The organism is Thermodesulfobacteriota bacterium, assembly GCA_040758155.1.
Classification (GTDB): Bacteria; Desulfobacterota; Deferrimicrobia; order Deferrimicrobiales; family Deferrimicrobiaceae; genus UBA2219.
On record JBFLWB010000210.1, the window covers coordinates 1 to 10,363 of the forward strand.

Here is a 10,363-nt window from a genome sequence, read left to right on the forward strand (position 1 = left end):
CGATCCCCCCGGCGATGAACTCGACCGCGATGGCGGCCAGCAGCAGGCTCAGGATCCGCCGCACGATGTTGATGCCGGTCTGCCCCAGCCGCGAGCCGATCGGGATGGCCAGCAGCAGCGACAGCCAGACGATCGCCGCCAGCAGCACGGACCCGCCCATCATGACCGCGATGTGCGCCGGCCCCTCCCCCTGCGCTGTGTAGATGATCATCGTGCTGATGGCGCCCGGCCCCGAGAGGAGCGGGATCGCCAGCGGCACCACGCCCATCCCCCCGACCCGCTTCTCCGCCTCCACCGCCTCTTCCGGGGTCTGTCGGCTCCGGCTGTACTCCGCGTGGAACATGGCGATCGCCATCAGGAGGAGGAGGATTCCCCCGCCCACCCGGAACGACGCAAGGGTGATGCCGAACAGGCGCAGGACGGCATCGCCGAAGACGCAGGATCCCGCAAGGACCGCCGCCGTCGTTACCGCCGCGACGGACGCGGTCCGGTACCGCTCCCTGCGCCCCTGCTGATCGGTCATTCCGATGAAGATCGGGACGGCGCCGATCGGATCGACGATCGCGAGGAGGGCCGTGAAGATCTTCAGGTACGTCGTCCACGGAAGCATGCTTAATTATAACTCCGGGCCGTTCTCTCCCTTAGGGGCCCTTGATCGCGAGGAAGGTCTCGATGCAGGCGGCGGCGATCAGCAGCGGGAACACGATGGCGAAATACCTCTCGACGGCGTGCCGCATCTGCTCTCCCAGCGTGGGAGCCTCCCTGCCCCGGAACCGCCGGACCGCCCCGATCCCGAGCCACAGGCCGAAGGCCGCGGTGACGAGCAGCGCGGGGACCTCGAAGATCGCGGGGGGAAGCAGCCGCTGCGCCGCCTGCGCATGCCCCATCGTCCCGGCGAGGAGACGGTAGACCAGCCCGAGGAGGAAGCCGTTGAACGCCACGGAAAGCACCGGGACGACCCCCGCGAGGAGCCCGAAGATCAGCAGCAGCAGGGAGGCGAAGACGTTGTTCGCGAGGACCAGCAGGAACAGCGAGCCGCCGGCCATGTCGCGGTACGGCCCGCTCAGGTCGCCGAGCGCCTTCCCCAGCGCCTCCAGCTCCGCGATCCGCACGATGTAGCCCGCGGGGAGCGCCGCCGCGAACAGCGCCGCCAGGACCGTCAGGCAGCGACGGACGGTCCGATCGGGGATAAGCCGCTCGGTGAAATGCCGGAGGGACATGGCTCCCAACAATACCGGAGTCAGCGGAAAATGAGAACGGAAAGAAGGGCGCCCGCGAGCACAACGTAGAGGATCCCCGCTTTCCGGAAGAGCGCGACAAGCGCGGCGGCGGCGAACAGCGCCTTGACGGCGTCCCAGGGGACGGCCCATGCGAACCGGACCGTCATGTAGAAAAGCAGCCCCACGAAGGAGCCGAGGATCCCGCGCGTCGCCCCGGCGTAATGCCGCGACCGCTTCATCCGTTCCAGGAAGGGAACCGCCGCGGCCAGGACGATGAACGAGGGGGTGAAGATCGCCGCGGTGGCCGCCACGGCTCCCGGAACCCCGCGCACCATGTATCCGACGAAAGTGGATGTGATGACGATCGGCCCCGGCGTGACCTGCCCGAGGGCGATCCCGTCCATGAACGTCGGGCCGCTCATCCATCCTCTCACGTTCACGATCTCGTGGAACATGAGCGGAAGGGCCGCGAACCCTCCCCCGAACGCGAAGAGGTCGATCCGCAGCATGAGCGCCGCCAGGGAGAAGAGCTTTCCGTCCAGGAATCGCAGGGCGGCGACCCCCGCAAGGACGAGGGCGGCGAAGAGGAAGAGCGCGCGCGGCACCCGCTCCGCCTCCCCTCCCGCGCCGGACGGCGAAACCGCAGGCGACCCGCGGAACGCGACGATCCCGACGATCCCCGCCCCGATGACGACCAGGAAGGGGCTGACCCCCGCGGCGAAGCAGGCGGCGGAAGCGGGGGCGAACAGCAGGTCCCACGGCCTCTTCGCGATGTCCCGCCCGAAGACGAACGTCGCGTGGGCCAGGATCGCCACCACCAGCACCTGGAGCCCCCGGAACAGGGAGACCGCCACAGGCATTTCCCGCGAGCCGGTGTAGAACGCGGAGAGCGTGAGCATCAGCAGGAAGGCCGGCGTCCCGAACCCGATGTACGAGGCCGCCGCGCCCCGCAGCCCTCCCGCCCGCAGGCCGACGTACGCCGACATCTGCATCGCCGTGGCGCCGGGCACGGACTGGCAGAGCGCGACGCCGTCGCGGAACGATTCCTCGGACAGCCAACGATTGCGCCGCAAGGAAAGGTCCTTGATGTGCGCGATCATGGCCGGGCCGCCGAACGACGTCGTTCCCAGCACGAGGAACGACAGGAACAGCCGCAGGGCGGGTACGCGATCGGACGGGGCGGACATGGCTAATAAGGTTACCCGATGGTCCGGATTTTCCCATTTTTTTTTGCGCCGCCGCATTTTTCCCGTTGATCGCGGAATGAATCCATTTCATACTCAGATGAATAAGTACAGGGAAATCCTGCATTTCCGGGGAAGGGGGGCGGCCGAATGGGGAAGGTCTACAGGGTATACCGGATCGATCAACAGACGGAAGCCAGGATCCCGATCGGAACGATCCAGGAGCGAAGGAACCGGTCCCGCAACGCCTCGAACATCACAGGACTCATGAAGCTCGCCGGGCAGGTATACTCCATGTCCCCCGAGGACCAGGCCCGGATCATTCTGGAAGAAGAGGTCTTCGCTTAAAAACGAAGCGCCGTCAGACGGCGACCCGCACCGGCACCGGCGAGAGGATCCGCGCCGCGTCCCGCGGATCCATCCCCACGAGAAATCCTTTCCGTCCCCCGTTGATGTAGATCTTCTCCAGTTCGAGGATGGTTTCCTCCATGTAGACCGGCATGGGATGCCGGACGCCGAACGGCGAGGTCCCGCCGACCATGTATCCCGAATGCCGGTTCGCCGATTCGGGCGCGCAAGGGGCGACGGACCGGGCGCCGATCGCGCGTGCGAGCTTCTGCGTGGACACCTGCCGGTCCCCGTGCATCAGGACGACCAGCGGCTTTTTCCGGTCGTCCTCCATCACGAGCGTCTTGATCACGGCATGCTCGTCGACGCCCAGCTCCCGCGCGCAGACCGCCGTCCCGCCCTTCTCCTCGTAGGCGTACGGGTGCTCCGTGTAGGCGACTCCCGCCGCCCGCAGGACGCGGATCGCCGCCGTGACGGGCATCTTCTCCCTGCTCATCGGACGCCTCCCCGCCGTTCGCCGTTGACCGTCGTCGCATCGCGGAATAAGTTAGTCGGAACAAAAACGGAAGGCAAGGGAGCCGATGGCCACTCTGAAAGGAAAGACGCTGTTCATCACCGGCGCGAGCCGTGGGATCGGCAAGGAAATCGCTCTAAGGGCGGCGGAAGACGGGGCGAACATCATCCTGGCGGCGAAGACGGACGAGCCCTCTCCGAAGCTGCCCGGGACGATCTTCACCGCCGCGCGGGAGATCGAGGAGGCCGGCGGGAAGGCGCTTCCGCTGAAGGTCGACATCCGCTTCGAGGAGCAGATCGCCGCGGCGGCCGCGAAGGGCGCGGAGAAGTTCGGCGGGATCGACATCCTCGTGAACAACGCCAGCGCGATCTCCCTCACGGGGACGCGGGAAACCCCGATGAAGCGGTTCGACCTGATGTTCGGGGTGAACGTGCGCGGGACCTTCGCCGCCTCGCAGGCGCTGCTCCCCTTCCTCCTGCGGGGCGTCGACCCGCACATCCTCAACCTGAGCCCGCCGCCCTCCCTCGACCCGAAGTGGTACCGGAACCACTGCGCCTATACGATGTCGAAGATGGGGATGTCGCTCTGCGTTCTCGGGATGGCCGAAGAGTTCCGGGAGGCGGGAGTGGCGGTGAACGCCCTCTGGCCGAAGACGGCGATCGCCACGGCGGCGCTCGCCATGATCCCGGGGCTGGAGACGCGCAACTGCCGGACGCCCCGGATCGTCGCCGATGCGGCCCACGCGATCCTCACGCGGGACTGCCGCTCCTGCACGGGCAATTTCTTCATCGACGAGGAGCTGCTCGCGGCGGAAGGCGTGACCGATTTCTCGCGATACGCCGTGGAGCCGGGACAGCCGCTGCTCCCCGATTTCTTCCTCGGCTAGTCCTTTTGGGGTCTTACTCGGGCTTCCCGTCCCTCCGGCGGATGAATTCGCCGAGCGCCCGGTCCGATCTCCCGATGTGGTTCACCAGCCAGGCGCCGAGGAAACGCCCCAGGCGGTCGGCGTTCTCCGGGTTGGAGCCCGTAGCGTCGAATTCGTCGCGGAGGTCGTAGAACTTTTCGATGAACGAGACGTGCTCGTTCTTGTGCTGCAGGTAGCCGGGATAGGAGTAGCGCCGCATGTAGAGCTCCTCCAGCCCGAAATGGTTCACCACGTAATCCTCGAGGAAGCCCAGCACCCAGGGGGCCTCCGACGGCGACGCCGCCTCCGCGCCGCGCAACAGCGTGTTGAAGACCCGGAAGATCTCCCGGTGCTGGGAGTCGATCGTCTCCACACCGACCGAAAGATCCTCCGTCCAGTCGTACATGGCCGCTCCTTATTCCCCGGCCGCGGGGGCGGCGCGATACCCTTCCGCCTCCACGGCTTTCGCCATGGCTTCCGCCGTCGCCCTTGCCGGGTCGTATTCGACGCCCGCCCGCGGCGGATCGAGCGTCACATCGGCCCGCCCCACCCCGGGAACCGCCTCGAGCGCTTTCTTCACCGCCGCCGCACAGTGCCGGCACGTCATCCCGCCGATCTCCAACGTCAGCCGCTCCAAGTTCCCGTACCTCCGACCGGTTTTTACCCATTATAACCCCGCGCGCATCTGTCCGCTCCCCGCCGTCGCCCGGGCGCGGTAGAATCGAAACAGGAGGCCGCGCCCCGATGCATCGGATCAGGAAGGAGTCATTGGAACGGTATCTCTCCGAACGGTTCGGCGGGGAGGCCCGCGTCACGGCGATCGTCCCCCTGGGGGAGCAGCCGGCGGGAGCGGCCAAGGAATACGGGTACGGCAAGCCGGTGAAGGTCGAATTCACCGTGGGAGGCGCCCCGCGCGCCGCCGTCCTCGCGACGACCAGCCCCGGCCCCTTCGGCCACGAGCACATGTCGGACCGCGCCCAGATGCTTCTCTGGGACTACGGCGCGTACAACTCCCTCCCGCGCCACGCGCGGGCCCTCGACGTCGGGACGCTGGACGGAGACGGGAAGATGCGGTCCGTCCGCGGCGCCGAGGAGTTCTTCCTGCTGGTCGAGCACGCGGAAGGCACGGGCTACATCCACGACGTCGCGCGGCTCCAGGGCGGCGCCGAGTTCCGGGAGCTGGACCGGGACCGGGCGGACGCGCTGTGCGACTACCTCTCGGAGATCCACGCGGTGAAGGGAGAGGACCCCGGCCTGTACGTCCGCCGGATCCGCGAGCTGGTCGGCCACGGCGAGTGCATCATGGGACTGGCCGACAGCTACCCGCCGCGCCACGGCTTCATCACCCCCGCCCTCCTCGAGGAGATCGAGCGGCGCTGCGTCGCCTGGCGGTGGCGACTGAAGGGGCTCTCCCACCGGCTCCGGCAGGTCCACGGCGACTTCCACCCCTTCAACATCCTCTTCCGCGACGGGACCGACTTCACCGTGCTCGACCGTTCGCGGGGGGAATGGGGGGAGCCGGCGGACGACGTCACCGCGCTCACGGGCAATTACCTGTTCGCCTCGCTGCAGGCGCACGGACGGCTCGCGGGCCCCTTCGAATCGATGTTCCTCCGTTTCTGGGACCGCTACGTCTGCCGCACCGGCGACGAGGAGGTGCTCGAGGCGGCGCCCCCCTTCTTCGCGTTCCGCTGCCTCGTGATGGCGTCCCCCGTCTGGTACCCCTCCCTCGACGAGGACGTGCGCAGGAAGCTCTTCTCCTTCACGATCGCCGTCCTCCACGCCGCCCGCTTCGATCCGAAGCGGGTCAACGAGATGCTCCGTGGGCTCTGAGGGGAAGCCGGCTTTCGCCGTGTGGCTGACGGGGCTTCCCGCCTCGGGGAAGTCCACCATCGCCCGGGAGCTCGTCGCCCTGCTCGCCGCGAGGGGCGTGCATGTCCGCGTCCTCGAATCCGACGCCGTGCGCCGGGAGATCACGCCGAAGGCCACATATGGGACGGCGGAGCGGGACATCTTCTACGCGGCGCTCGGATTCACGGCCCGAGTCCTGACGGAGCACGGCGTCCCCGTGATCGTCGACGCCACCGCGAACCTCCGGAGCTACCGGGACCGGGCCCGCACGGTTATCCCGCGGTTCCTCGAAGTGTACGTGCGCTGCCCGCTGGAGGTCTGCTGCATGCGCGACCCGAAGACGATCTACCGCCGCGGGACGGAAGGGACGGCGCCCAACGTCCCGGGGATCTCCGCGCCGTACGAGGAGCCGCTGAGCCCCGAGGTGACGGTGGACGGCGAACGGGACGCGCCGGGGACTTCCGCCGCGCGGATCCTGGGAGCGCTCGAGGAGAAGGGTTACATCTGATCAACTACAGGGAGTCGAGGGCTCCGGCGTAGGTCATATAGGTGAGGGAGTCGTAGAGGACGAAGCGCACGACCTCGGGCGCCGCCGGCTCCGACGCGAGGAAGGACGACACGGCGAGGAGGGCGACCGTAGCCGCCTCGCCCGTCGGGTAGCCGTAGATCCCGGTGCTGATCGACGGGAAGGCCACGGAGCGCAGCCCCAGCTTCGTGGCGATGCGGAGGGCGCTCCGGTAGCAGGACGCCAGCAGCTCGGACTCTCCGCGCGACCCGCCCTGCCAGACGGGGCCCACGGCGTGGATCACGTACCGCGCCGGAAGGCGGCCGCCGGAAGTGAAGACCGCATCCCCCGGAGGACATTCGCCGCGCACGTTGCGGATGTTCTGGCACTCCTCGAGGATCGACGGCCCCCCGGCGCGGTGGATCGCGCCGTCCACTCCGCCGCCGCCCAGCAGCGACGGGTTCGCGGCGTTGACGATCGCCTCGACGTTCTGCCGGACGATGTCGCCGAGGACCAGCTCGATGGTCTTGCCGCCTATGCGCTTCACCATGGCGCCCATTATACGCCCGAAGGAACGGAGGGGAAACCGATGAACCGGGCCGAGCGGGCGGTCGCCGCAGCGCTGCGCCGCGACCGCCCTTTGAGCCGCTTCCTTCGCCGGCTCACGCGATCCGTTTCCGATGCGGGAGGGGCGGCCTTCCTCGCCGGCGGGTTCCTCCGGGACATCGCCGACGGGAAGCCGGGGGCCGACGTCGACGTGATGGTCTCCGGCCTGTCCCATGGAGAGCTCGGCGAGGCGCTGGACGCCCTTTCCCGGATGCGGCTCGGGATCCGCAAGGTGGTTCCCGCCGGGAGGCATTTTCCCGTCTACCGCGTCGCGACCCGCTGGAGCGGGCGCTACGTCGACGTCGCGACGGCGCGCGGCGCGGTCGGATCGACGGTGCGGGTGCCCTTCGCCTCCGCGCTGGCCGACGCGTCGCGCAGGGACTTCACGATCAACAGCCTTCTGTACGTGCTTCTCCCGCGCGGGAACCGGCTCGCCGGCGAGCTGATCGACCCGTTCGACGGCATCGCCGACCTGACGGGATGGACGATCCGCTGCGTGGGGGCGCCCGGCGACCGCCTGCGGGAAGACCCGGTGCGGGCGCTGCGCGCGATCCGTATGAAGAACGAGCGGAAGGGTTACCGGATCGACCCGGGGACGTGGCGCGCCATCCGTTCGCTGGCCCCCTCCCTCCTCCCGGCCGTTTCCGCGGAGCGGCTCGCGGGCGAGCTCGTCCGCTCCCTGCAGGCGGACCCCGCCGGGACGCTCGACGATCTTTGCCGATCCGGCATCCTGCGCGCCCTGCTGCCGGAGCTTGCGCGGCGCCGGCTCGGGACCGCTCGCGCCCGCTGCCGGTTCGCCTCCCTGGCGCGGTCCGTCCGCGGGCCTGTCCCGCCGACGCTCCTTTTGGCGAACCTCCTGCTCGACCTGGACTTCGGGGAAGCCGAGGCGGCCGCGCGCCGCCTGCGGCTCCCGAACGTCCGCCGGGTCCTTTCCGCGGCGTCGGACCTGCGCGCCCTGAGGCGCACGGAAACGATGCGGCACCCGCTGGCGAGGACCGAGCAGATCCTTCGTCGGCAAGAGGATCCCGACGTGTTCATCGCCCTTTACCGCGCGGCGGCCGCATGCGACGGCGTCCGCGGAAAAGACCTGAAGCGATTCATTAGGCTTTGCTCAAAAACACCTTATTTTATTGACGGAAACGATTTGCAACGAATGGGATTTCCGGAGGGGCCGGAGAGGGAGGAAGCGTTGCAGGCGATCCGCGAGGCGGCGCTGGAGGGAAAGATCAGGGGGCGCGAAGAGGCGCTGGAGCATCCGTCGCTTCGACGGAGAAGGAACCGACCGAGCGGGGAAGATCGAACACGACGATCATGAACGGCAGCGTTTCCCGCGGAGGGATCGCCCGGTTCGAGTCCATGTCGCCGTTCCGGTTGCCGAGCCGCTCCTCGATCTCCTCCCGCGACATTCCTGGAAGCCGATCCTGCCCGATCATGTTCCCGGCGTACGACTCCTTTTCCGCGAGCACGTTGTTATCGATGTCTCTCAGCACCGCGCGAACGCGGATTCCCGCGCTCGTGACGCCGCCTGAGTTCGTGACGCGCCCGGAAACCACGAAATACTTCCCGCTCGGGGAAAGGTAACCCTTCTTTTCCCACATCGTGTAGGGTCCTACCGCCGGCCGCGACGAAACGGCCGCCGGGGCGGCGGGGGCGGGCAGCCGGGAGGAATGCGGTTCCCTCGGCAGAAGGAAACCGGCCCCGAGGGCGATCCCGAGGAACGCCGCGGCGCCGGCGAGGATCGGAACCCGGAGACCGCGCTTGCGGGCGGGAAATCCCTGTGGCGCGAAGACCGGCTCCAGCGGGATCAATGGCGGTTCTTCGGGAGGCGGTGGCGGCGCCGCGGGAGGCGGGTACAGCCGGCGGATATGCTCGTACACGCTGTCGACCGAATCGTCGCCGCGCTCCGGTTCCGGAAGGGGCTCCGGCAATGCCGCAAGCGCGGGCGCGGGCTCCGGCGCGGGCACCGGCTCCGGCGCGGTTTCCCCGATCCGGAACTCGATCGCGCCGCCGCATTTCCGGCACCGGATCCGCGCTCCCTTCGCGCCCTTGAGCAGCTCTTCATTCAGGCGGAAGTGGGCCCCGCAGGAGCCGCAGCCGACGATCCTGGTCATTCAACCATTATCACGCGGTTCAGCACCAGGCCGATCACTTTTTCCCGCGGGAGTCTGCGGATCGGCTGGGGTTACGCCTGGGAGCGGTCCCTTCTGCGGAGGCCGAACAGGCAGAGGCCCCCGGCGCCGAGGAGGAAGGCGGCGCCGGGAACGGGGGCCGTGACGGCATGGGCGGACACCAGTCTCAGCATCAGGCGGATCCCCCTGTCGAGCATGGAGGAGAGCCGGGTGAAGCCGTCATCGGCCGCGGCTCCGGGCGCAGGCGGAGGCGTGGCCAGGGCTCCGGAGGAAAAATTCACGTTGCAGGGGGCGATGAAGTACGCGTTGAGTTCGAGATAGCTCTCCCCGGGCGCGGCTTCCTTCGTATCGTGGATCCAGCGGGACACGCGGTCCCATTCGTTCCGGTCGGGGTAGGCCGCGGCGGGCATCGCGGTGATGAGGAGGACCGCCCCCGCGATCAGGAGTATGACCATCGCCCTGGTTCGAGGATTCATGCGGATCCTCCTTTCCCGAAAGTGTCGCCTCGAATCAATGCATGGCGCGTGCCCCCGGTTTTTCACACGCCATGTTCTGCATGGATATCGAAGGATTAACGACGCAGTCGTCAGCGATCCCTGTTAGCGGTAACCGCTGAAACTTCCGGATATATTGCATCGTCGTAATCCGGGAATACGGATTTGAACTGGAGGGAGGTCTATAATGATAGGCGGAACAGGCGGCACCCGGGAAAAGGAGGCGCCATGAACGCTGGCAACGGATGGTTCCGTTTCGCGGTGTTCTTCCTCGGGGCCGCGCTTCTTTGCGGCTGCGCGACGCCGCGCACGGCCGAGCGGCCGGGTCCGAAGGATCCGGTATCGGTCCGGCTTCCCATCATCACTCCCCTGAAGGTCGAACAGCCGGCGAGTCCGCAGTATATTGAGCCGACGATCGCCCCCGCCGAGGTGGAGGAAGGCAAGGCCCGGTCGCTGAAGCTGTTCCAGATCGACTATGAGAGAGGGATGGCCGGGCCCGCGGTCGCCGAAACCCCGCCGGGCCCGGTGGAAGAAGCAACGAAACCCTGAACGTTAACGGCCGCCGCGGCCGCCTCTGAAGTCACGGCCGCCGCCGCCGCGGATCTCAC

Annotated in this window: 15 protein-coding genes; 6 read left to right on the plus strand and 9 right to left on the minus strand. The window is 68.1% G+C overall.

The genetic code is table 11. The features are described from left to right. From AB1346_14275 to chrA, 3 genes are all read right to left on the minus strand, one after another. Window positions 1-610 (minus strand): NAAT family transporter (locus tag AB1346_14275; protein ID MEW6721609.1); only part of this gene is annotated, 610 nt, incomplete at its 3' end. A gap of 31 nt (window positions 611-641) precedes the next feature. Next, the gene (locus AB1346_14280; GenBank protein MEW6721610.1) at window positions 642-1,220 is read right to left on the minus strand and encodes a stage II sporulation protein M; all 579 of its coding nucleotides are present in this window, start codon (window positions 1,218-1,220) and stop codon (window positions 642-644) included. A gap of 20 nt (window positions 1,221-1,240) precedes the next feature. Next, the gene (chrA, locus tag AB1346_14285) at window positions 1,241-2,407 is read right to left on the minus strand and encodes a chromate efflux transporter (protein MEW6721611.1); all 1,167 of its coding nucleotides are present in this window, start codon (window positions 2,405-2,407) and stop codon (window positions 1,241-1,243) included. A gap of 147 nt (window positions 2,408-2,554) precedes the next feature. Between chrA and AB1346_14290 the strand changes: the two genes are divergently transcribed. Further along, the gene (locus tag AB1346_14290; protein MEW6721612.1) at window positions 2,555-2,752 is read left to right on the plus strand and encodes a hypothetical protein; all 198 of its coding nucleotides are present in this window, start codon (window positions 2,555-2,557) and stop codon (window positions 2,750-2,752) included. Window positions 2,753-2,765: 13 nt separating this feature from the next. Here the strand turns inward: AB1346_14290 and ybaK are convergent, their stop codons facing one another. Further along, window positions 2,766-3,248 carry a Cys-tRNA(Pro) deacylase gene (gene ybaK / locus AB1346_14295; GenBank protein MEW6721613.1) on the minus strand — a complete coding sequence of 161 codons (483 nt, stop codon included), beginning with the start codon at window positions 3,246-3,248 and terminating at the stop codon, window positions 2,766-2,768. 85 nt (window positions 3,249-3,333) lie between these two features. Here ybaK and AB1346_14300 point away from each other — a divergent pair, with 85 nt between their 5' ends. Beyond that, on the plus strand, window positions 3,334-4,152 hold the full coding sequence (locus tag AB1346_14300; protein MEW6721614.1) for an NAD(P)-dependent oxidoreductase: 819 nt from the start codon (window positions 3,334-3,336) through the stop codon (window positions 4,150-4,152). Between the two features lie 13 nt (window positions 4,153-4,165). Here AB1346_14300 and AB1346_14305 read toward each other — a convergent pair whose 3' ends face one another. Together AB1346_14305 and AB1346_14310 are read right to left on the minus strand one after the other, a co-directional pair. Then, window positions 4,166-4,576: a bacteriohemerythrin gene (locus AB1346_14305; GenBank protein ID MEW6721615.1), complete on the minus strand. Its 411-nt coding sequence runs from the start codon at window positions 4,574-4,576 to the stop codon at window positions 4,166-4,168. Between the two features lie 9 nt (window positions 4,577-4,585). Continuing rightward, complete coding sequence (locus tag AB1346_14310) at window positions 4,586-4,807, minus strand: heavy-metal-associated domain-containing protein (GenBank protein ID MEW6721616.1); 222 nt, start codon at window positions 4,805-4,807, stop codon at window positions 4,586-4,588. A gap of 107 nt (window positions 4,808-4,914) precedes the next feature. On the opposite strand from AB1346_14310, the gene AB1346_14315 reads away from it, so the two are divergent. After that, window positions 4,915-6,003 (plus strand): phosphotransferase, encoded by a 1,089-nt coding sequence (locus AB1346_14315; GenBank protein ID MEW6721617.1) that lies wholly within the window; start codon window positions 4,915-4,917, stop codon window positions 6,001-6,003. After that, a complete protein-coding gene (locus AB1346_14320; protein MEW6721618.1) occupies window positions 5,993-6,529 on the plus strand; it encodes an adenylyl-sulfate kinase in 537 nt (178 codons plus the stop codon). Before AB1346_14315 ends, AB1346_14320 begins: the two co-directional genes overlap by 11 nt. Before the next feature lie 4 nt (window positions 6,530-6,533). On the opposite strand, the gene AB1346_14325 is transcribed toward AB1346_14320, so the two are convergent. Further along, window positions 6,534-7,076: an O-acetyl-ADP-ribose deacetylase gene (locus AB1346_14325; protein MEW6721619.1), complete on the minus strand. Its 543-nt coding sequence runs from the start codon at window positions 7,074-7,076 to the stop codon at window positions 6,534-6,536. A gap of 39 nt (window positions 7,077-7,115) precedes the next feature. Between AB1346_14325 and AB1346_14330 the strand changes: the two genes are divergently transcribed. Then, window positions 7,116-8,447: a hypothetical protein gene (locus AB1346_14330; GenBank protein MEW6721620.1), complete on the plus strand. Its 1,332-nt coding sequence runs from the start codon at window positions 7,116-7,118 to the stop codon at window positions 8,445-8,447. On the opposite strand, the gene AB1346_14335 is transcribed toward AB1346_14330, so the two are convergent. Both AB1346_14335 and AB1346_14340 read right to left on the minus strand, forming a co-directional pair. Further along, the gene (locus AB1346_14335) at window positions 8,359-9,243 is read right to left on the minus strand and encodes a DUF3426 domain-containing protein (GenBank protein ID MEW6721621.1); all 885 of its coding nucleotides are present in this window, start codon (window positions 9,241-9,243) and stop codon (window positions 8,359-8,361) included. The genes AB1346_14330 and AB1346_14335 overlap by 89 nt on opposite strands. Window positions 9,244-9,314: 71 nt before the next feature. Beyond that, window positions 9,315-9,737 carry a hypothetical protein gene (locus tag AB1346_14340; protein ID MEW6721622.1) on the minus strand — a complete coding sequence of 141 codons (423 nt, stop codon included), beginning with the start codon at window positions 9,735-9,737 and terminating at the stop codon, window positions 9,315-9,317. A 246-nt stretch (window positions 9,738-9,983) separates the two neighbouring features. On the opposite strand from AB1346_14340, the gene AB1346_14345 reads away from it, so the two are divergent. Beyond that, entirely contained in the window at window positions 9,984-10,304 is a 321-nt protein-coding gene (locus tag AB1346_14345) for a hypothetical protein (GenBank protein MEW6721623.1), read from the plus strand. Window positions 10,305-10,363 lie beyond the last annotated feature (59 nt).

Bases quoted from the DNA above. Each gene is read 5' to 3' on its own strand.
- AB1346_14315 (MEW6721617.1), top strand. From the start codon at position 4,915: ATGCATCGGATCAGGAAGGAGTCATTGGAACGGTATCTCTCCGAACGG.
- AB1346_14325 (MEW6721619.1), bottom strand. From the start codon at position 7,076: ATGGTGAAGCGCATAGGCGGCAAGACCATCGAGCTGGTCCTCGGCGAC.
- AB1346_14330 (MEW6721620.1), top strand. From the start codon at position 7,116: ATGAACCGGGCCGAGCGGGCGGTCGCCGCAGCGCTGCGCCGCGACCGC.
- AB1346_14345 (MEW6721623.1), top strand. From the start codon at position 9,984: ATGAACGCTGGCAACGGATGGTTCCGTTTCGCGGTGTTCTTCCTCGGG.
- AB1346_14280 (MEW6721610.1), bottom strand. From the start codon at position 1,220: ATGTCCCTCCGGCATTTCACCGAGCGGCTTATCCCCGATCGGACCGTC.
- AB1346_14290 (MEW6721612.1), top strand. From the start codon at position 2,555: ATGGGGAAGGTCTACAGGGTATACCGGATCGATCAACAGACGGAAGCC.
- ybaK (MEW6721613.1), bottom strand. From the start codon at position 3,248: ATGAGCAGGGAGAAGATGCCCGTCACGGCGGCGATCCGCGTCCTGCGG.
- AB1346_14340 (MEW6721622.1), bottom strand. From the start codon at position 9,737: ATGAATCCTCGAACCAGGGCGATGGTCATACTCCTGATCGCGGGGGCG.
- AB1346_14305 (MEW6721615.1), bottom strand. From the start codon at position 4,576: ATGTACGACTGGACGGAGGATCTTTCGGTCGGTGTGGAGACGATCGAC.
- AB1346_14300 (MEW6721614.1), top strand. From the start codon at position 3,334: ATGGCCACTCTGAAAGGAAAGACGCTGTTCATCACCGGCGCGAGCCGT.
- chrA (MEW6721611.1), bottom strand. From the start codon at position 2,407: ATGTCCGCCCCGTCCGATCGCGTACCCGCCCTGCGGCTGTTCCTGTCG.
- AB1346_14335 (MEW6721621.1), bottom strand. From the start codon at position 9,243: ATGACCAGGATCGTCGGCTGCGGCTCCTGCGGGGCCCACTTCCGCCTG.